The 19094-nt window shown below is 62.6% G+C and carries 15 protein-coding genes; 8 read left to right on the forward strand and 7 right to left on the reverse strand.

The genetic code is table 11. The features are described from left to right. Positions 1-55 precede the first annotated feature (55 nt). The 4 genes from queA (at position 56) to GKC28_RS01580 (ending at position 3891) form a co-directional block, all read left to right on the forward strand. The gene (gene queA / locus GKC28_RS01565; protein WP_174144776.1) at positions 56-1141 is read left to right on the forward strand and encodes a tRNA preQ1(34) S-adenosylmethionine ribosyltransferase-isomerase QueA; all 1086 of its coding nucleotides are present in this window, start codon (positions 56-58) and stop codon (positions 1139-1141) included. Positions 1142-1309: 168 nt separating this feature from the next. Then, positions 1310-2584 carry an MFS transporter gene (locus GKC28_RS01570; RefSeq protein ID WP_174144777.1) on the forward strand — a complete coding sequence of 425 codons (1275 nt, stop codon included), beginning with the start codon at positions 1310-1312 and terminating at the stop codon, positions 2582-2584. Between the two features lie 138 nt (positions 2585-2722). After that, complete coding sequence (locus tag GKC28_RS01575; protein ID WP_174144778.1) at positions 2723-3301, forward strand: DUF924 family protein; 579 nt, start codon at positions 2723-2725, stop codon at positions 3299-3301. A 134-nt stretch (positions 3302-3435) separates the two neighbouring features. After that, positions 3436-3891 carry a GFA family protein gene (locus GKC28_RS01580; RefSeq protein WP_174144779.1) on the forward strand — a complete coding sequence of 152 codons (456 nt, stop codon included), beginning with the start codon at positions 3436-3438 and terminating at the stop codon, positions 3889-3891. Positions 3892-3898: 7 nt separating this feature from the next. Here the strand turns inward: GKC28_RS01580 and GKC28_RS01585 are convergent, their stop codons facing one another. Then, positions 3899-4312, reverse strand: a complete 414-nt coding sequence (locus GKC28_RS01585; RefSeq protein WP_174144780.1) for a hypothetical protein — start codon at positions 4310-4312, stop codon at positions 3899-3901. 193 nt (positions 4313-4505) lie between these two features. Between GKC28_RS01585 and lpdA the strand changes: the two genes are divergently transcribed. From lpdA to uvrA, 3 genes are all read left to right on the forward strand, one after another. Further along, positions 4506-5900 (forward strand): dihydrolipoyl dehydrogenase, encoded by a 1395-nt coding sequence (gene lpdA, locus GKC28_RS01590; RefSeq protein ID WP_174144781.1) that lies wholly within the window; start codon positions 4506-4508, stop codon positions 5898-5900. Between the two features lie 167 nt (positions 5901-6067). After that, positions 6068-7237, forward strand: a complete 1170-nt coding sequence (locus GKC28_RS01595) for an MFS transporter (RefSeq protein WP_174144782.1) — start codon at positions 6068-6070, stop codon at positions 7235-7237. A gap of 259 nt (positions 7238-7496) precedes the next feature. After that, positions 7497-10355, forward strand: coding sequence for an excinuclease ABC subunit UvrA (gene uvrA / locus GKC28_RS01600; protein ID WP_174144783.1), 2859 nt, complete (start codon positions 7497-7499; stop codon positions 10353-10355). Positions 10356-10897: 542 nt separating this feature from the next. Here uvrA and GKC28_RS01605 read toward each other — a convergent pair. The 5 genes from GKC28_RS01605 to GKC28_RS01625 form a co-directional block, all read right to left on the reverse strand. Continuing rightward, the gene (locus GKC28_RS01605; protein WP_254604113.1) at positions 10898-11236 is read right to left on the reverse strand and encodes a hypothetical protein; all 339 of its coding nucleotides are present in this window, start codon (positions 11234-11236) and stop codon (positions 10898-10900) included. Positions 11237-11333: 97 nt separating this feature from the next. Continuing rightward, on the reverse strand, positions 11334-12905 hold the full coding sequence (locus GKC28_RS01610; protein WP_174144784.1) for a choice-of-anchor L domain-containing protein: 1572 nt from the start codon (positions 12903-12905) through the stop codon (positions 11334-11336). Between the two features lie 207 nt (positions 12906-13112). Beyond that, positions 13113-13988 carry a 3-hydroxyisobutyrate dehydrogenase gene (gene mmsB / locus GKC28_RS01615; protein ID WP_174144785.1) on the reverse strand — a complete coding sequence of 292 codons (876 nt, stop codon included), beginning with the start codon at positions 13986-13988 and terminating at the stop codon, positions 13113-13115. Then, positions 13985-15031 carry an enoyl-CoA hydratase/isomerase family protein gene (locus GKC28_RS01620; protein ID WP_174144786.1) on the reverse strand — a complete coding sequence of 349 codons (1047 nt, stop codon included), beginning with the start codon at positions 15029-15031 and terminating at the stop codon, positions 13985-13987. The genes mmsB and GKC28_RS01620 overlap by 4 nt, the downstream gene beginning before the upstream one ends. 50 nt (positions 15032-15081) lie before the next feature. Next, positions 15082-16221, reverse strand: a complete 1140-nt coding sequence (locus GKC28_RS01625; protein WP_174144787.1) for an acyl-CoA dehydrogenase family protein — start codon at positions 16219-16221, stop codon at positions 15082-15084. Positions 16222-16563: 342 nt separating this feature from the next. On the opposite strand from GKC28_RS01625, the gene GKC28_RS01630 reads away from it, so the two are divergent. Beyond that, positions 16564-18282, forward strand: coding sequence for a UDP-N-acetylglucosamine-peptide N-acetylglucosaminyltransferase (locus tag GKC28_RS01630; protein ID WP_174144788.1), 1719 nt, complete (start codon positions 16564-16566; stop codon positions 18280-18282). Between the two features lie 78 nt (positions 18283-18360). On the opposite strand, the gene GKC28_RS01635 is transcribed toward GKC28_RS01630, so the two are convergent. Then, on the reverse strand, positions 18361-18963 hold the full coding sequence (locus tag GKC28_RS01635; RefSeq protein WP_174144789.1) for a L,D-transpeptidase: 603 nt from the start codon (positions 18961-18963) through the stop codon (positions 18361-18363). Positions 18964-19094 lie beyond the last annotated feature (131 nt).

Raw genomic sequence — 19094 nt, forward strand, 5'->3', positions numbered from 1 at the left:
CGGCGGGCAAAAAACGCCATAGATTTTCCCCGCTGCACATCCTATAGCGCGCGCCATGAAACTCAGCGATTTTGACTTCGACCTGCCCGACGATCTGATTGCCACCCGGCCTGCCAATCCGCGCAGCTCGGCCCGCCTGCTGGTGGCCGACGGCGGAGCCCTGCATGACGGCCATGTGACCGACCTGGTCCATTGGCTGCAGCCCGGCGACCGGCTGGTGCTGAATGATACCAAGGTGATACCTGCACGCCTGAGCGGGCTGCGCCACCGCGACAGCGCGCAAGGCCCGGTGGCGGCAAAGATCGAGGCGACCCTGCTGGAGCCGCGCGCCGATGGAAGCTGGTCAGCGCTGCTGAAGCCATTGAAGAAGATCAAGGCGGGGGAGGAGATTGTCTTTTCCGAAGAACTGAGCGCCGCGCTCGAGGCCATCGAGGAAGGCCAGGGGCAGCTGCGCTTCAATCTGAGCGGCACCGACTTCGATACAGCGCTGGCAGAGGCCGGAGCGATGCCGCTGCCGCCCTATATCGCCGCCAAGCGGGCGGCGGATGAGCAGGACAAGACCGACTACCAGACCGTCTGGGCCAAGAATTCAGGTGCGGTTGCGGCGCCGACGGCGTCCCTGCACTTTGACACTCCGCTGCTGGAAGCACTGAAGGCGCGCGGGGTGGAGATTTCCTATGTCACGCTGCACGTGGGCGCCGGCACCTTCCTGCCGGTCAAGGTGGAGGATGTGACCACCCACCGGATGCACGCGGAATGGGGCAAGGTCAGCGAAGAGGCGGCAGCGGAGATTGCTGCCACCAAGGCTGCGGGAAGGCGGGTGATTCCGGTCGGCACCACCGCGCTGCGGCTGATCGAGAGCGCTGCTAAGGACGGGGAGATCCACGCCTGGGAAGGCGATACCGACATCTTCATCTATCCGGGGTTCGAGTTTCAGGTGGCGGATGCGCTGATGACCAATTTCCATCTGCCGAAATCGACGCTTCTGATGCTGGTTTCGGCGCTGATGGGGCAGGAGGAGATCCGCCGCATCTATGCCCATGCGGTGGAACAGCGCTACCGGTTCTTCTCTTACGGAGATGCGTCGCTTTTGATCCCGGCGAAGGCGAATACATCTCAGAAATGCGGCACGGAATCGTAGACAAGCGCCGCAACCAAGGAACCCTGAGAGCGCGCAAAGGGTTCATCAAACTGAAATCGGAATCGGCGATACCGGCCCGGCGGGCTTGATCGCCCGGACATAACAATCAAAGGTGTTGGCAGCCCGTCCCGTTGTGGAGGGCTGCTTTGCTTTCGAAGGAGGCATGAAATGCTGCAGGTGCTGTCGAGCGCATGGGCGCTGTTGCTGGGGGTTTGCTTGCTGATGGTGGGCAACGGACTGCAGGGCACCATGCTGGGTGTGCGCGGCGAGCTTGAGGGCTTTTCCACTTTCCAGATGTCGATCGTGATGGCGGCCTATTTCGTGGGCTTCCTGGGCGGCTCGCGGCTGGCGCCGGAGATGATCCGCCGGGTCGGCCATGTGCGGGTGTTTGCGGCGCTAGCCTCCTTCATCTCTGCGGTGATGATCTTGTACCCGCTGCTGCCCAACACCGTTGCCTGGGCGCTGGGGCGGATGATCATCGGCTTCTGCTTCTCGGGCGTGTATGTGACCGCCGAAAGCTGGCTTAACAACGCCGCCGACAACACCAACCGGGGCAAGGCGCTGTCGCTCTATATGATCGTGCAGACCATCGGCATCATCGCTGCCCAAATGATGATCCAGATCGGCGACCCGGCTGGTTACGAGGCCTTTATCATCGCGTCGATCCTGGTTTCGGTCTCCTTCGGGCCGATCCTGCTGTCGATCTCGCCCACGCCGGCGTTTGACACCACCAAGCCGATGACCCTGCGCAAGCTGTTTGAAACCTCACCGCTGGGCTGTGTCGGCATGTTCCTTTTGGGGGGGGTGTTCTCCGCCCAGTTCGGCATGAGCGCGGTTTACGGCTCTGCCGCCGGGCTGACGCTGTGGCAGCTGTCGGTTTTTGTCTCCACCTTCTATGTCGGTGCGATGCTGCTGCAGTACCCGCTGGGCTGGCTGTCGGACCGCATGGACCGCCGGGTTCTGATCCTGGGCGCTGCGCTGGCAGGCGGCGCCGGCGCGGTGATCGGGTTCCTGTTCGGTTTCGAATTCAAGATGCTGCTGGTGGCGGCTTTCTTCATCGGCGGCCTGTCGAACCCGCTCTATTCGCTGCTGATCGCCTATACCAACGACTATCTGGAACATGACGACATGGCGGCGGCCTCCGGCGGGCTGATCTTCATTAACGGTTTGGGCGCCATCGCCGGGCCGCTGATCACCGGCTGGCTGATGGAGGATGCGGTGTTCGGACCGGCAGGGTTCTTCACCTTCATCGGCGCGCTGATGTTTGCGATGGCAGCCTATGCCGCCTACCGCGCGACGCAGCGGGCCTCGACCCCGGTGGGCGAGACCGGCGCCTATGCGGTGATGTCGCCGGCGGTGTCGCCGGTGGCGGTGGAATTTGCCCAGGAATACGCCATCGAGAGCGAGCTGGAAGAGCAAGAAACTGCTCAAGAAGCAGGCTGATTGCGCTAACCGACCGGAATTGTGAGGATTATTTCACACAGAGGGCTTGTCTGACGCAATTTGTGACCCAAGCTTACTTGTAAACGGTATGTAAATTGGCCTGAAGTTAAGGTCAGGAGAAACTTGGAGTTACGACCGATGGCTGGTCCCGAAGAGATACTTGCATTCTGGCTCGACAAAGTCGGGGAGAAGGGATGGTATCTGCAGGATGACGCGCTGGATCAGGAGATCCGCGAAAAGTTCCAAAGCACCTGGGAGGCAGCCTGCGAGGGCCGGTTCTCCTTCTGGCTCACATACCCGAGCGGCACGCTGGCCTATATCATCCTGATGGACCAGTTCCCGCGCAACATGTTCCGCGGCGATGCCCGGGCCTTTGCTTCCGATCGGGCAGCGCTGTCGGCAGCGAAGATCGCGATCAACAAGAACTGGGACCTGAAGATCGACGAGCCGGCCCGGCAGTTCTTCTACTTGCCGCTGATGCATTCGGAAAACCTCTGCGACCAGGAACGCTGCATCCGGCTGATGATGGAGCGGATGCCGGAGAGCGGCACCGGCAACCTGCTGCACGCGCGCGCTCACCGAGAAGTGATCCGCCAGTTCGGCCGCTTCCCCTACCGCAACGAAGTCCTGAGCCGCGCCAGCACCAGTCCGGAACGGGACTATGTGCAGGCCGGCGGCTATGGCGAGACCGTGCGGCAGATGCAAGCGGCCGGCTGACTCCGGCGATGCCCGAAGATTTGACCGCCGCGCTCTGGAAACGGGCGCGGCGTTTTTTTTGGCGGCCCTTGTGCCGGGGGTGTGTTTGCGGCAGGGAAGCGGTCCCTGATTTCAGACACCCATTTGAGGCCCCTATGACCCTTCCGCCTTTCCCGATGACCGGCAGCTGCCGCTGCGGCGCCACAGAAATCGAAGCCGCCATGCCGCCGCTGCTGACCGCTGCCTGCCATTGCCGCGGCTGCCAGAAGATGAGCGCCAGCGCGTTTTCCCTGACCGCGATGTTCCCGTCAGAGGCGTTCCGCGTTGTGCAGGGCACTCCGGTTGCAGGCGGCGCAAAGGGCGAAGACCTGGCGCACTACTGCTGCCCGGAGTGCCTAACGTGGATGTTCACCCGGATCAGCGGCGTTGAGGCCTTTGTGAACGTGCGCCCGACGATGTTCGCGGACACAAGCTGGTTCACCCCCTTCATCGAAACCTGGACTGCGGCCAAGCATCCCTTTGCCTTCGTTGACGCTGAGCACAGCTTCGAGCACTTCCCCTCGATGGAAGAATTCGGCGGGCTTCTGGAGGCCTATGCTGCCAAGGGCTGACCGCGGATCAGCTTTCGCCTGAACCGCACGCGCTGCCTTCTTTCAGCAGAGGCGCGGCCCGGATGATCCGGCCGGCTAGTTCCGCGGCACCGGCCCGCGCGGCCTCAGCCGCGGCCTGCTGCGGCAGCGCGCGCATTTCCGAGACGCTGGCCTGTAATTGCGCCAAGCGCTCCTCCAGTTTGTCGAACCGGGCGGCAGACGCCGTGCCTTCCGTTAGCGAACCGCGCAAAGCAGCGACCTCCGCCTGCAGGCCTGTCACGGAGGTGCGCAGCGGCGTAACGCGGTCCGCTAGGGCCGCAGCGTTGGCGGTGACGCCTTCGGCAGCGGCCATCAGCTTCCATCCCAGGAACAGGCAGAGCGCGAGCAGGATCAGGGTGGCATTCAAAAGCGTCTTGGTGAGGTCGTAAAGTATTTTGGCCATAAACATCCAGTCCGGGGTTGTGGATTGAAGGAAGCTTACGGCCTATGGTGGCCTGGAGCTGCCCGGGCTGCCAAGCGGAAACCTGCCGGAAAATGCAAGGCCGCTATGCCGCAGCACAGGGTGATTGCAGTGCAGCGAAAACTAGTTTAACGGTAAACTAGTTTTGGAACCTGTTCGAGGGCGAGGGAGCAACATGGCCGCACAATCTTATGACGTGATCGTAATCGGCGCAGGACCGGGGGGCTATGTCGCCGCCATCCGCGCGGCGCAGCTGGGCCTCAAAACCTGCGTGGTCGAGCGCGAGCACCTGGGCGGCATCTGCCTGAACTGGGGCTGTATCCCGACCAAGGCGCTGCTGCGGTCGTCGGAAGTGTTCCACCTGATGGAGCGGGCCAAGGATTTCGGCCTGAAGGCTGAGAATGTCGGCTATGACCTGAATGCGGTGGTCAAACGCTCGCGCGGGGTGGCGAAACAGCTGTCCTCCGGCATCGGCCACCTGATGAAGAAGAACAAGATCGACGTGGTGATGGGCGAAGCGTCCATTCCGGCCAAGGGTAAGGTGTCGGTCAAGACCGACAAGGGCACGCAGGAGCTGACCGCCAAGAACATCGTGCTGGCCACCGGCGCCCGCGCCCGCGAACTGCCGGGGCTGGAAGCGGACGGCGATCTGGTCTGGACCTACAAGCACGCGCTGCAGCCGGTGCGGATGCCCAAGAAGCTGCTGGTGATCGGCTCCGGCGCCATCGGCATCGAATTTGCCAGCTTCTACAATACGCTGGGTGCCGAAACGACAGTGGTTGAGGTGATGGACCGGGTGCTGCCGGTCGAGGACGCGGAAATCTCCGCCTTCGCCAAGAAGGCCTTTGTCAAACAGGGCATGAAGATCATGGAGAAAGCCATGGTCAAGCAGCTGGACCGCGGCAAGGGCAAGGTGACCGCCCATATCGAGGTCGGGGGCAAGGTGGAGAAGCAGGAATTCGACACTGTGATCTCCGCCGTGGGGATCGTCGGCAACGTCGAGGGCCTGGGGCTGGAAGAGCTGGGCGTCAAGGTCGACCGGACCCATGTAATCACCGACGAATTCTGCCGCACCGGCGTCGACGGCCTTTATGCCATCGGCGACATCGCCGGCGCGCCCTGGCTGGCGCATAAGGCATCCCACGAGGGTGTCATGGTGGCCGAGCTGATCGCGGGCAAGCACGCGCACCCGGTGAAGCCCGAAAGCATTGCCGGCTGCACCTACTGCCAGCCGCAGGTCGCCTCTGTCGGCTATACCGAGGCCAAGGCCAAGGAGCTGGGCTACGACATCAAGGTCGGCCGCTTCCCCTTCATCGGCAACGGCAAGGCGATTGCGCTGGGGGAGGCCGAGGGCATGGTCAAGACCATCTTTGATGCCAAGACCGGCGAACTGCTGGGCGCCCACATGGTCGGCGCCGAAGTGACCGAGATGATCCAGGGCTATGTGGTCGGCCGCCAGCTGGAGACCACCGAGGAAGACCTGATGAACACCGTCTTCCCGCACCCGACGCTGAGCGAGATGATGCATGAATCGGTGCTCGACGCCTATGGCCGGGTGATCCATATGTAAGCTGCCGGTGGCAGCAGCGATCCGAAAAGGCGGCCTGCTGAGGACCGCCTTTTCTACGTGGAACTGTTCTCTACAGGGGCGCTGCGTCAGAATATTCCGGCCCTCTGGCCTCTGGCGGAACGCTGGGGTAACCAGGGGCAGAATACGAACAATCAGAGGCAGCGGTCATGATGGCATCCGGGAAAACCCGCTGGGGCGCGATCCTGGCGGTCTGGGCGGCCGGCCTGGGCGCTGCCGCACAATACGGCAAGGTCTCGGTTGTCTTTGAACAGCTTGGCGCGCTGTATCCGGAGGCCGGCGCGGCGCTGAGCCTGAGTGTGTCGATGACCGGCGTGCTGGGCATTGTGATGGGCGCGGTGGCCGGGCTGGTTGTCTCTGCCTTCGGATACCGGCGTGCGCTGGTCTGGGCGCTGTGGACCGGCGCCGCGATGTCGGCGCTACAGGTGCTGCATCTGCCCTACGGGCTGTTTCTGGCCACCCGGGTGGCGGAAGGCCTGTCGCATCTGGGCATCGTGGTGGCCGGTCCGACGCTGATGGCGCTTTTGGCTGATGACAGGCAGCGAGGCACCGCGCTGACGGTGTGGAGCACGTTTTTCGGCGTTGCCTTTGCGCTGCTCAATTGGCTGGGGCTGCCGCTGGTGGCGTCCCACGGGCTGCTGGCGCTGTTTGCTGCCCATGCGGTGCTGATGGCGGCGCTGGCGGTGCTGCTGCACTGGGCGATGCGGGACCTGCCGGTGCCGCCGCGCCAGCCTATGCCGCAGCTGGCAAACCTGCCGGCGCTGCATCTGCGAATCTACCGCTCGCCGTTCAAGCTGGCGCCGGCCGCGGGCTGGCTGTTTTACACCACCTGTTTTGTGGCGCTGCTGACGGTGCTGCCGCCGCATCTGCCGGAGGGGCAGCGGGCCTTTGTGATGGGGGCGTTTCCGCTGATCTCCATTGCCTCTTCGATGGTGATCGGCGTGGCGCTGCTGCGGGTGATGCCGGCGGTGCAGCTGATCCAGTTGGGGTTTGCGCTTTGCGCCGCGGCGGGCCTGTGGCTGTGGATGATGCCGGGGGATTGGCTGGCCTGCTTTGCGCTGGCCGCCGCCTTTGGGCTGGTGCAGAGCGGCAGCTTTGCCTCGGTGCCGCAGCTGAACACCACTGCGGCGGACCAGGCCGAGTCCAATGGTGCCATGTCGCAGGCGGGCAATGCCGGAAATGTGATCGGCACGCCGCTGCTGCTGGCGTCGCTGGGGGTTGCAGGCTACGGCGGCATGATGCTGGTGGTCTGCGTGCTGTTCCTGGCGGGCATCCTGGTGCATCAGCTGCTGGCCACGCGGCGGAGGGCCTGGGCCTAGGCGCCGCTCCCGCCCGTCACCGGTCCCCTTTGGAGACCGTCTTCCGTTGGGCCGGGCGCCGCGGGGGGCGCGGCGCGCCGGAAATCGCACCGGATTCCGGGCAGGCAAACGCGTGTTTTCCGGCTGCTGCCAGCTGCTGTCAGCAAACTTCATCCTGTTCGTGCAATGTTCTCATTTTGCCCTTGGCGTTTTCCACAGCATTCCCTATCTGTAGGGCGGGCGTCCGCCAAGGGTTCGGCGGCGCGGGTACGGGGGCATTATGGCTGAGCTGAAATCCATCGAAGTGCGCGGCGCGCGCGAGCACAATCTGAAGAGCATCGACGTGGATATTCCGCGCGATGAGCTGGTGGTGATCACCGGCCTTTCGGGTTCGGGCAAGTCCTCGCTGGCATTCGATACCATCTATGCCGAGGGCCAGCGCCGCTATGTGGAATCTCTCAGCGCCTATGCGCGCCAGTTCCTCGACATGATGGAAAAGCCGGATGTGGACCATATCAGCGGGTTGTCTCCGGCGATTTCGATCGAGCAGAAGACAACCTCGAAGAACCCGCGCTCCACCGTTGGCACGGTGACGGAGATCTATGACTATCTGCGCCTTTTGTTTGCCCGAGCGGGCACGCCCTATTCCCCGGCCACCGGGCTGCCGATCGAAGCGCAGCAGGTGCAGGACATGGTCGACCGGATCATGGAGATGGAGGAGGGCACCCGCGGCTACCTGCTGGCGCCGATCGTGCGCGACCGCAAGGGCGAGTACAAGAAGGAATTCCTGGAATTGCGCAAGCAGGGCTTTCAGCGGGTGAAGGTGGACGGCGCGTTCTATGAACTGGACGAGCCGCCGGTGCTGGACAAGAAGTTCCGCCATGACATCGACGTGGTGGTCGACCGTCTGGTGGTTCGCGAAGGCATGGAGACGCGGCTGGCCGACAGTTTGCGCACCGCGCTGGACCTCGCCGACGGCATTGCCATTCTGGAAACCGCGCCCAAGGAGGGCGAGCCGGAGCGGATCACCTTCAGCGAAAATTTTGCCTGCCCGGTCAGCGGCTTCACCATCCCGGAGATCGAGCCGCGGCTGTTTTCCTTCAACGCGCCGTTCGGGGCCTGTCCGGAATGCGACGGGCTGGGAGTTGAACTGTTCTTTGACGAACGCCTGGTGGTGCCGGACCAGAGCCTGAAGGTCTATGACGGCGCGCTGGCGCCCTGGCGCAAGGGCAAGTCGCCTTATTTCCTGCAGACCATCGAGGCCATCGCGCGGCACTACGAGTTCGACAAGAACACCGTCTGGAAGGACCTGCCCGAGAAGGTGCAGAAGGTGTTTCTGTACGGTTCCGGCGAGGAGGAGATCCTGTTCCGCTATGACGAGGGCGGGCGGGTCTACCAGGTGGAGCGGACGTTTGAGGGTGTCATCCCGAACATGGAGCGGCGCTACCGCGAAACCGATTCCAACTGGATCCGCGAGGAATTCGAGCGCTACCAGAACAACCGACATTGCCATCACTGCGAGGGCTACCGGCTGCGCGACGAGGCGCTGGCGGTGAAGATTGCCGGCGTGCATGTGGGGCAGGTGGTGCAGCTGTCGATCCGCGAGGCGCTGGCCTGGATCGAAGATGTGCCGAACCACTTGAGCCAGCAGAAGCAGGAAATCGCCCGCGCCATCGTCAAGGAGATCCGCGAGCGGCTTGGTTTCCTGAATAACGTGGGCCTTGAATACCTTACGCTGTCCCGTTCATCCGGCACCCTGTCCGGCGGCGAGAGCCAGCGGATCCGTCTGGCGAGCCAGATCGGCTCTGGCCTGACAGGGGTTCTCTACGTTCTGGACGAGCCGTCGATCGGGTTGCACCAACGCGACAACGATCGGCTGATCGGCACCCTGAAGAACCTGCGCGACCAGGGCAACACGGTGATCGTGGTGGAGCATGACGAGGACATGATCCGCCAGGCGGATTATGTGTTCGACATCGGCCCCGGCGCCGGGGTGCATGGCGGCGAGGTGGTGAGCCACGGCACGCCGCAGATGATTGCCTCTGATGCAGGTTCGATCACCGGCCAGTATCTGGCAGGCACGCGGGAGATCGCGGTGCCCACGAAGCGACGCAAGGGCAACAAGAAGAAGATCAAGGTGGTCAAGGCCACCGGCAACAATCTGAAAGAGGTGACGGCCGAATTCCCGCTGGGCAAGTTCGTCTGCGTGACCGGCGTGTCCGGCGGCGGCAAGTCGACGCTGACCATCGAGACGCTGTTCAAGACCGCCTCGATGCGGCTCAATGGCGCGCGCCAGACGCCTGCGCCTTGCGAGAGCATCAAGGGGCTGGAGCATCTGGACAAGGTGATCGACATCGACCAGCGCCCGATCGGGCGCACGCCGCGGTCGAATCCCGCGACCTACACCGGCGCCTTCACCCCGATCCGCGACTGGTTTGCCGGACTGCCGGAGGCCAAGGCGCGCGGCTACAAGCCCGGGCGGTTCTCCTTCAACGTCAAGGGCGGCCGCTGCGAGGCCTGCCAGGGCGACGGCGTCATCAAGATTGAGATGCATTTCCTGCCCGATGTCTATGTGACCTGCGAGACCTGCAAGGGCGCGCGATACAACCGCGAGACTCTGGAGATCAAGTTCAAGGGCAAGAGCATTGCCGATGTGCTTGATATGACTGTGGAAGATGCGCAGACCTTCTTCCAGGCGGTACCTGCGATCCGCGACAAGATGGACGCGCTGATGCGGGTGGGCCTTGGCTATATCAAGGTGGGCCAGCAGGCGACGACGCTGTCCGGCGGAGAGGCACAGCGGGTGAAACTGTCCAAGGAGCTGTCGAAACGCTCCACCGGGCGGACGCTGTATATTCTGGATGAGCCGACCACCGGCCTGCATTTCGAGGACGTTAAGAAGCTCTTGGAAGTGCTGCATGAGCTGGTGGAGCAGGGCAATTCGGTGGTGGTGATCGAGCACAATCTGGATGTGGTCAAAACTGCCGACTGGATCATCGACATCGGCCCGGAGGGCGGCGACGGCGGCGGCGAGATCGTGGCGGCGGGCACGCCGGAAGCTGTGGCCGATGAGGTGCGCAGCCACACCGGGCGCTATCTGAAGGACATTCTGGCGGCTCGGAAAGTGGCTGCGGAATGAAATTGGCAGGGCTTGCGGCAGGTTTGATACTGATGCTGCAACCTCCATCTGCGAATGCTGAACGTGTTGCCAAGTGCTTCTTCGGGGCAAGGGATCTGTGTGAATGCAGTGCGTTGTTTACTGTGTTGGAGACCGAAGAAACCGCTGAAGGCCGCCGGCAAATTCAAGAGTGGCGTGCGCTGTCGGGGAAGCTTCGGTTTTGGTTCTACCCTGTCATGGGGAAGGAACTTGGGGACCGCCTGACAGACGCCAGAATCTACGAGTGGCGGATCTTGACTTCAACGATTGAGACAAAACGCGAGTTTGCTCAGGTTGTGTCCAGCTGTGCCCGTGTCTGGGACAATACGCTTACGTGTTTGCCAGTCTCCATTGGCCCTTGAGCCGTCAAGCCAGCTGAATTTATCGTTTTAGCGGGCTAGACCCTTGCCGGGGACGGGGCGCGTGTGCCCCCTTTCTTTTGCGATGCGCCGCAGCTAGGCTTGGCTGCTGAGTGAGCTTGCACATTTCCGGGCCGTGCGGGTTCTGGCAGCGCTGCACGCGGGTTACTTGGGTAAATCGCCTGCGGCACCGATCAGGCGCAGCACCTTCTGCGTTTCACGGTTCACCTGATAGACGTAGCCGCCGGCCTGCACATAGGTGCCATAGGGGTCCGGCGCCCAATGGCCCGGCTCGCCGATCCAGGTGTAATCATCCAGGATGTGGTCGCCGCGGCGGTAGAACTTCTTGGCGACCGGCCCGGGCGTGCATTGAGAGGCTTTCATTGCCAGCCCCTGTGGGCATTCCAAAGAGTCCTTTTCCGGACCGCCATTGCCGGCGGCCAGCGGAATCGCCAGCGCGCTGGCGGCGGCAAGTACAGTGATGGGAACAAGGCGGCGTAACATTTACAGCGGGTCCTCTTTGCGCTGCCCTTCAAATAACGGGTCCGGCGGCAAAGCCAAGGGTGCTGAAAACGGGAAGCGGCGGGTTGCCGGTTGCAGGTCAGGCGGTGGCAAGAACCCGCGCTTCAAAGCTGCGAAGCGAGAGCCGGACGGCACTTCCGTAGCCGCGGCTGTTTTCAGCGCAGAGTTCCGGGAACAATTCGCGGATTTCCGCCTGCGTGCCGGCATCAAAGCCGACAGCGGTTTCGGGTCCGGGCTGGTAGCTTTCACTGAGGGCGCCGTTGGCCCAGACGATCTGGTGGCTGCCGAACAGAAGGTGGAAATAGTCTGCTTTCTGCATCTCCAGTGCCGGGCGCACGGTCTTGTCGTTGACCAGATCCTTGGCCTTGACCAGGACTTCCTCCTGGCCGAACAGAAGATCCGCCAGCGGGCCGGACACGACCATCCGGTGCTGCGGGGAAACATAAAGGTCGCGGTCATTGCCGCAGCTGCCCTTGGCAAAACGGATTGGGGCGGTTTCGGCCGTGCACGCCGTGCTGCGGCTGCCGGTCCATTGCAGCACCTGCGGGCCGTTGTCGTAGGTCAGAACTTCCATGCCCGGGCGCAGGTCCTCGACTGTGATCTCGCCGTCAGGGGTCCGGATCAGCGTGCCGCGAAGGAAGCAGGGCACGGTCTGATTGATCTCCACCAGGCCGGTATCCGAGTTCCCTTCGCCGTTGTCTGCGGTGTAGTTGAAGTAGACGGTTTCCAGGTCGCCGTCAGTGACCACAGTCAGGGTTCCGTCGGCATTCAGGGTGATCTGCTGGCCGGTGGCCAGCGTAACGGTGTCCCCGGCTGAGACCGCCTGATCGTTGATATGGGTGATGGTCAGCGTGCCGGAAGTGGTTGTGTCGTTATCCAGAACGTCAATCACCCTGGTCTTGTTGATTGCGATGTCTTCCTGGTCGTCCTGGGCAACCATGGCGGTCTGTACCGAGCCGCCGGCTATCAGCAGGTTGGTGTCATAGCTGCTGTCGGAGGTATCGGCGACACCGATCTTCAATGAGTTGATTTCACCGGCGTTAACAGGTGCAACAAAAGTCAGGGTGATGGTGAAGCCATCCATCTCCGTGTTGTACTGGTCGCCGGTATTGTCGACATAGACGTTCTCGGTGCCGTCATTGATGTTGCCGATCGAGGCGGTGCCGTCGCCTATGGAAACCTGTGCCTCGACCCCGTTTACCCAGACCCCAATGACGTCGTTGTATTGGGAATTGGCGAACTCCGGATATTCCTCGGAGGAGAGCACGAAGTCGATGGTCAGCGTGTCGCCGTCCGGGACAAAGTCGATCTCCAGGAAGGACGCATCATAGGTGCTTGCGCCTGCCAAGGAGTCAAAATCTGAATCCCCGTTGACGCCGCTGGTGTTGGTGGACGTGTTGGTATTCTGGTTGGTGTTGGTGGACCCGTCGCTGTTGGTGAAGTCGCGGGCATGGCCGGTGGACAGGATGACGCCTGAATCCGCAGGTGCAACGCCCGGGGTTGTCGTGTCGGCGCCCGAATAGATGCCGGAGGACAGGGTATCACCGCTGTAGGAGGCGCTGGTAACCGTGACGCCGTCGCCAAAAATTTCCTCTGCCATCTGGGCGGCAGTGGCATTTGTGTCGATGTTCAGCTCGGTTGCAGTCGCCATGCGTACAGTCTCGGTCCAGGAACAGGAAAAACGTCCGGCTTCCGGAATGGAGCTGAAATGAGACCGAAATGTGGCCGGGTGGCGTCTAAATCCGGGAGTTTAGTCGAATTTAAGCGGAATTGTCCGAAAGCCCGCAAAACCTAGGCCGGCCCCGTTCGGGACCGGCCTTGCGCAGTGGTAATTGGGCGCTGGCTGCGCAGGCGCGTCTCAGCCCTTGCGGCTGCGCTTTTCGAACCGGGGCAGCATGGCGGAGAAATCCATGCCCTTGCCGTCTTCGTCTTCGACGAATTTCTTGTAGAGCGCCATTGCCAGTTCACCCATCGGGGTGTCTGCATCGGCGCTCTCAGCCGCCTGCTGGCTGAGGCCCAGATCCTTGAGCATCAGCTCCGCCGCAAAACCGGGCTGGTAGTTGTTGTCGGCGGGCGACTGCGGGCCAACGCCGGGGGCCGGGCAATAGGCGTTCATGGTCCAGCTGTAGCCGGAGGAGGTGGAGACCACGTCGAACATCTTCTGCCGGTCGAGGCCCAGCTTGTCTGCCAGCGCAAAGGCTTCGCAGGTGGCGATCATGGTGACGCCGAGGATCATGTTGTTGCAGATCTTGGCCGCCTGGCCGGCGCCGGCCTCGCCGCAATGCACGGCCTTCTGGCCCATGATATCGAACAGCGGTTCCGCCGCGGCAAATGCCTCTGCCGAGCCGCCGGCCATGAAGGTGAGGGTGCCGCCGGCCGCGCCGCCGATGCCGCCGGAGACCGGAGCGTCAACAGACAGAAGGCCTGCAGCCTCGGCCTGTTCGGCCACAGCACGGGCGGAATCGACATCGACGGTGGAGCAGTCGATGAAGGCGGCGCCCCTGGCCATAGCCGGGATCACCTCTGCCGCGACAAGGCGCAGGATGGCGCCGTTGGGCAGCATGGTGATGACCGCATCAGCGCCTGCGGCGGCCTCAGGACCGGAGGCGGCCATGGTCACGCCCTCGATGCTGACGTCGGCCATGTCGAAGCCGGTGACTTCATGGCCTGCCTTGGCGAGGTTGGCGGCCATCGGCCCGCCCATGTTGCCCAGTCCGATAAATCCGATCTTCATTGCATGTCCTCCTCAAATGTCAGCGCATCAGCGCCCAGGGGCGCCAGCATGTCGTCAACCGCCTGCACAGGCACGGCCTGGCCCGCATATTGCCATTGCGGATTGCGGTCCTTGTCAATGATCTGGGCCCGGATTCCCTCCAGAAAATCGCTTTGTTCCATGGCGCGGTAGGTATAGCGGTATTCCAGGTCCAGCGCCCGGCGGATTGCGGGGCCATCGGTGCGCAGGCGGCGCAGCATCTCCAGCGTGCAGGCCATAGACAACGGCGAGTTGCGTTTCAGCGATTTCAGCGCACCCGCGGCAAACTCGCTGCCTTCAGCTTCTAGCCCCGAAAGGATATCTTCCAGGCTGTCCTTGCCAAAATGCCTGGCGGTGTCCGCGCGAAGCGTGCGCAGTTTACCCTCTGGCGCGGGCTGAGCGCTCTCCTCCACCAGCTTGGCGCTGCCGGATTCCTGCAGGGCAGCGATCAGCGCGGGCCATTGCTCCTGCGGGACGAAGTAATCGGCAAAGCCTGCAAGGATTGCATCATCGGCGCCCATCCGCGCGGCCGTCATGCCGAGGTATTCGCCCAGGTGATCCGGCGCCAGCGCCAGCATCAGCGAGCCGCCCACATCCGGCACCAGACCGATGCCGACCTCCGGCATAGCGATCTGGCTGCTTTCGCTTACCACCCGGTGGGTACCATGGCAGCCGATGCCGACGCCGCCGCCCATGGTGAAGCCCTGCATGAAGCTGATCACCGGTTTCTTGTATTCGAAGATCCGCGCGTTCAGCCGGTATTCATCGCGCCAGAAAGTGCGGCCATAGGAATAGTCGCCCTTGGTGCCGGTGTCATAGAGCTCGGCAATGTCGCCGCCGGCGCAGAAGGCCTTGTCGCCCTCGGCGTCAATCACCACCAGCTTGACGGTGTCGTCGCTGGCCCATTCGCGCATGGCGGCGTCGATCGCCATGCACATGCCGTAGCTAATCGCGTTCAGCGCCTTGGGGCGGGTGAAGGTGATGCGGCCGGCGTGGCCGGCTTTGCGGATATGGATGTCACTCATCTTGTGTGCTCCATCAGTATTTCTTGCCATGCATTCTGGAGCAGGGCGGGTCAGCCTGCAATCAGCTGGCGCGCGATAATCAGGCGCATGATCTCATTGGTGCCTTCCAGGATCTGGTGCACCCGCAGGTCGCGCACGATCTTCTCGACGCCGTAGTCGGCCAGATAGCCGTAGCCGCCGTGCAGCTGCAGGCAGCCGTTGGCGACGTCAAAGGCGGTGTCGGTGACCATCAGCTTGGCCATGGCGCAGAACTTGGTGGCGTCATGGGCGCCGGTGTCCAGCTTCCACGCCGCCTGGCGCAGGAAGGTGCGGGCGGCTTGCAGGCGGGTTTCATATTCCGCCAGCCGGAACTGCAGCGCCTGGAACTGATTGATGGATTTGCCGAAGGCCTTGCGCTCGGACATGTATTGCACGGTCTGGTCCAGCGCCGCCTGGGCGCCGCCCAGAGCGCCGGCGGAGATATTCAGGCGGCCGCCGTCAAGGCCGGCCATCGCATAGGAGAAACCCTTGCCTTCTTCGCCGATCAGGTTGTCCGCCGGGATGGCGCAATCGTCGAATTGCACCTGAGAAGTCGGCTGGGCCTTCCAGCCCATCTTGTCCTCCAGAGCGCCGAAGGAGAGGCCGGGGGTGCCGTCCTCGACCACCACGGTGGAGATCCCCTTGGGGCCGTCTTCACCGGTGCGGCACATCACGACATAGGCGTCGGAGTAGGAACCGCCGGAGATGAAAGCCTTGGTTCCGTTCAGCACATAGCCCTCATTGCTGCGCTCGGCGCGGGTTTTGAGCGCCGCCGCATCGGAGCCGGAGCCGGGTTCGGTCAGGCAGTAGGAGAAGATCTTCCCCATGGTGCACAGGCTCGGCAGCCATTTCTGCTTGGTCTCCTCGGAGCCGAACTTGTCGATCATGCCGCCGCACATGTTGTGGATCGACAGGAAGGAGCCGACTGCAGGGTCGGCCATCGCCAGCGCTTCGAACACCAGGGTGGCGTCCAGACGCGTAAGGCCGGAGCCGCCGTATTCCTCAGAGACATAAAGCCCGCCAAAACCCAGCTCCGCCAGTTTCGGCCACAGCGATTTGGGGATGGTGCCTGCTTTTTCCCATTCACGGGAATGCGGTGCGATGTTTTCCTGGCCGAATGCATGGGCCATGTCGAAAATGGCCTGCTGTTCCTCTGTCAGTGCGAAATCCATGCGCCGCTCCTCCCGTCGATCAGATGAATTGAACAGTTGTTTATTTAATACCCGCCGGCGGACGCTGAGGCAAGCTGCGCGAATGCAAAGCCGCCGTGCAGCAATGCCGCGGCTTCCCGCCCCGGGGTCAGGAGAAAATTAAGAAACTTCGGCGAAACTCTGTCTCAAACCGGTCAAGTGCAGGCGAACCCTGCACCATGCATTCCAAAAGGAGCAGGCGACGTGTCAAATTCAGGGGCGCAGCACTTTCTGGCATCCAACCTCAGCGGGTCCGCTAAGGGAGGTGGCAAAACACCGGATTTCCCGGCGGCTGTGGCCAGCAATGAACGGGCGAATTTCACAATGGCCATGCGCCACGGCCTGCTGAAATCAAGCGACGTTCCGGTCCGTGAACAAGTGGTGCGCCTGATGAAACTGTCGCGCCGCAAGGCGGTGGAGCGCAGCTTCAAGGATGCGGTCTATCTGATGGAGCAGGCGATGGAACTGGATCCCAAGAACCGGTCGATCCATACCGCGCTGGGTGAGATCTATGAACTGATGGAGAAGCGCGACAAGGCGATTCTCTGCCATGTCGAGGCGCTGCGGCTGGAGCCGCAGAACCCGGAATGCCTGGCCTATATCGGCAGCTACCTGATGCGGATCGGGCAGGATGAGGAAGCCATCAACTACTTCCAGGACTGCCTGAAGTTCGCGCCGTCGAACGAAGTTGTCTTTGCCCGCATGATGCACCTGAAGCGGCGCAAATGCGACTGGTCCGAATTCGGCAAGGCCCGCAAGAAGATCAAGAACTTCTCCAAGGTCATGAAAGCGATCGACCCGTTCTCCTTCCTGAGTGTGGTGGACGATCCGGAGATGCAGAAACAGTATTCCGTGCTTGCCGCCAATGCCAACAAGGTCTGCAAGGAAGAGACCGCCAGCTTTACTGCGCCGCTGGCAAAGAAAGACAAGATCCGGATCGGGTATTTCTCCTGCGACTTCCTGGATCACGCGACAATGTACCTGATCGGCCGGATGTTCGAACTGCATGACCGGGACAGGTTCGAGATCTACATCTACGACTACGGCGCCATGAACCAGCAGCAGGGACGCCTGCGGGCGGAACAATCCGCGGATGTCTACCGGCAGGTCGGCGGCGTCGCCAGCGAGACAATTGTCGAGCAGGTGCGGGCGGACGGGCTGGACATTGCCATCGACCTGAAGGGGCACACCAAGGGCAACCGGATCAACCTGTTCGACCACCGGATGGCGCCGGTTCAGATTTCCTATCTCGGCTATCCCGGCACCTCTGGTGTGGACGCGATCGACTACATGGTTGCCGACCCGGTTGTGGTGCCGCCGAAGTACCGCAAGCACTACACCGAAAAAGTCCTCTATATGCCGGACTGCTACCAGTCGAACGACGACAGCCGCAAGGCCTCCGAGGATGTGCCCACGCGGGCGGAGGTGGGCCTGCCGGAAGATGCGCTGGTGTTCTGCTCTTTCAACAGCCCCTACAAGGTGTCGCCGGAGGAATTCGACATCTGGATGAAGCTGATGAAACTGGTGCCGGACAGTGTGCTGTGGTTCTACGCTGCCCATGACGACATCCGCGGAAACATCCGCGCCGAAGCCAAGCGGCGGGGCGTCAGCCCGGAGCGGATCGTCTTTGCCGGTTTCGCCCAGCAGGCGGAGCACCTGGCTCGTCTGCCGCTGGCGGACGTTTTCCTCGACACCTTCGCGGTCAACGCCCACACCACCGCGAGTGATGCGCTGTGGGCAGGTGTTCCCGTCGTCACCAAGGTTGGCAAGCAGTTTGCGGCGCGGGTTGCCGCAAGCCTGCTGCATTCCATCGGAATGGATGAGCTGACCACCACAACACCGCAGCAGTATCAGGCGCTGGCCCTGAAGCTGGCCCGCGACAAGGAATATCTTGCGGATGTGAAGGCGCGGGTGCGTCAGGGGATCGAGACCGGCCCGCTTTATGATACGGAGAAGTTCACCCGCAACTTCGAGGCGCTGCTGGAGAAGACGCTGGAACGGTTCAATGCCGGGCTGAAACCGGACCACATCAGCCTGAGCTGACGCAATGGCATACCGAAAAAGGGCGCGGGAAATTCCCGCGCCCTATTCATTTGGGGCCATCCGCTGCCGGCAGCCGGATCAGAGCAGCCGCACCTGGGTGCCGATCTGCACCAGTTCGTACAGCTCTTCTACGTGCTGGTTATAGAGGCCGATGCAGCCGGAGGAGCTTTGCCGCCCGATTTTTCGGGTGTCATGGGTGCCGTGCACCAGGTAGGCCGGCCAGTCCAGATACATCGCGCGGGTGCCCAAGGGGTTGTTCGGAACGCCGCCTTCGATGCGTTCCGGCAGCGTGGGATCACGTTCCCGCATCGAGGCGGTCGGGGTCCAGCTGGGGTTCTCCGCCTTGCGAACGATCTCGCTGTAACCGCGTTTGGTCAGGTCTTCGGTCATCGGCACCGAGGAGGGGAACAGCCGGTAGGTTTCACCATCCGGTCCCCAGTAATGCAGCGCGCGGGAGCTGATATCCGCCAGCAGGCAGCCCGCGCCCAGGGTCTCGAAATGGTCCTGCCAGTTCTGCTGGGTGAATGCGGAAGTATTGCGCTGCACCGGCACTTCCTCGCGAATCGCCGGTTCGTTCTGCGGGAAGGCGTCGGTCGACTGCGCGCGCAGAAGGGTCGGGGTGGCCAGGGTGGCACCGAGGCCCATCAGGGTTGCGCGGCGGGTGATGCGGGGTTTGGTCATGTTGCCTCTACCGTGCTGCTCGAAAACTCCGCCGCAAGATAATCATGGCTGCGGTTTTTCCTAGGGTCGGCATAGCGGAAACTCCGCTGCTCACAAGGTTGTGTTTTCCCAGGTGGCAGAAGATTGCCGCC

This window comes from Leisingera sp. ANG59 (genome assembly GCF_013317235.1).
Classification (GTDB): domain Bacteria; phylum Pseudomonadota; class Alphaproteobacteria; order Rhodobacterales; family Rhodobacteraceae; genus Leisingera.

What these genes read in the sequence shown, in the direction of transcription:
- queA (WP_174144776.1), top strand. Translation starts at nt 56, where the DNA reads ATGAAACTCAGCGATTTTGACTTCGACCTGCCCGACGATCTGATTGCC.
- GKC28_RS01570 (WP_174144777.1), top strand. Translation starts at nt 1,310, where the DNA reads ATGCTGCAGGTGCTGTCGAGCGCATGGGCGCTGTTGCTGGGGGTTTGC.
- GKC28_RS01575 (WP_174144778.1), top strand. Translation starts at nt 2,723, where the DNA reads ATGGCTGGTCCCGAAGAGATACTTGCATTCTGGCTCGACAAAGTCGGG.
- GKC28_RS01580 (WP_174144779.1), top strand. Translation starts at nt 3,436, where the DNA reads ATGACCCTTCCGCCTTTCCCGATGACCGGCAGCTGCCGCTGCGGCGCC.
- GKC28_RS01585 (WP_174144780.1), bottom strand. Translation starts at nt 4,312, where the DNA reads ATGGCCAAAATACTTTACGACCTCACCAAGACGCTTTTGAATGCCACC.
- lpdA (WP_174144781.1), top strand. Translation starts at nt 4,506, where the DNA reads ATGGCCGCACAATCTTATGACGTGATCGTAATCGGCGCAGGACCGGGG.
- GKC28_RS01595 (WP_174144782.1), top strand. Translation starts at nt 6,068, where the DNA reads ATGATGGCATCCGGGAAAACCCGCTGGGGCGCGATCCTGGCGGTCTGG.
- uvrA (WP_174144783.1), top strand. Translation starts at nt 7,497, where the DNA reads ATGGCTGAGCTGAAATCCATCGAAGTGCGCGGCGCGCGCGAGCACAAT.
- GKC28_RS01605 (WP_254604113.1), bottom strand. Translation starts at nt 11,236, where the DNA reads ATGTTACGCCGCCTTGTTCCCATCACTGTACTTGCCGCCGCCAGCGCG.
- GKC28_RS01610 (WP_174144784.1), bottom strand. Translation starts at nt 12,905, where the DNA reads ATGGCGACTGCAACCGAGCTGAACATCGACACAAATGCCACTGCCGCC.
- mmsB (WP_174144785.1), bottom strand. Translation starts at nt 13,988, where the DNA reads ATGAAGATCGGATTTATCGGACTGGGCAACATGGGCGGGCCGATGGCC.
- GKC28_RS01620 (WP_174144786.1), bottom strand. Translation starts at nt 15,031, where the DNA reads ATGAGTGACATCCATATCCGCAAAGCCGGCCACGCCGGCCGCATCACC.
- GKC28_RS01625 (WP_174144787.1), bottom strand. Translation starts at nt 16,221, where the DNA reads ATGGATTTCGCACTGACAGAGGAACAGCAGGCCATTTTCGACATGGCC.
- GKC28_RS01630 (WP_174144788.1), top strand. Translation starts at nt 16,564, where the DNA reads ATGGCCATGCGCCACGGCCTGCTGAAATCAAGCGACGTTCCGGTCCGT.
- GKC28_RS01635 (WP_174144789.1), bottom strand. Translation starts at nt 18,963, where the DNA reads ATGACCAAACCCCGCATCACCCGCCGCGCAACCCTGATGGGCCTCGGT.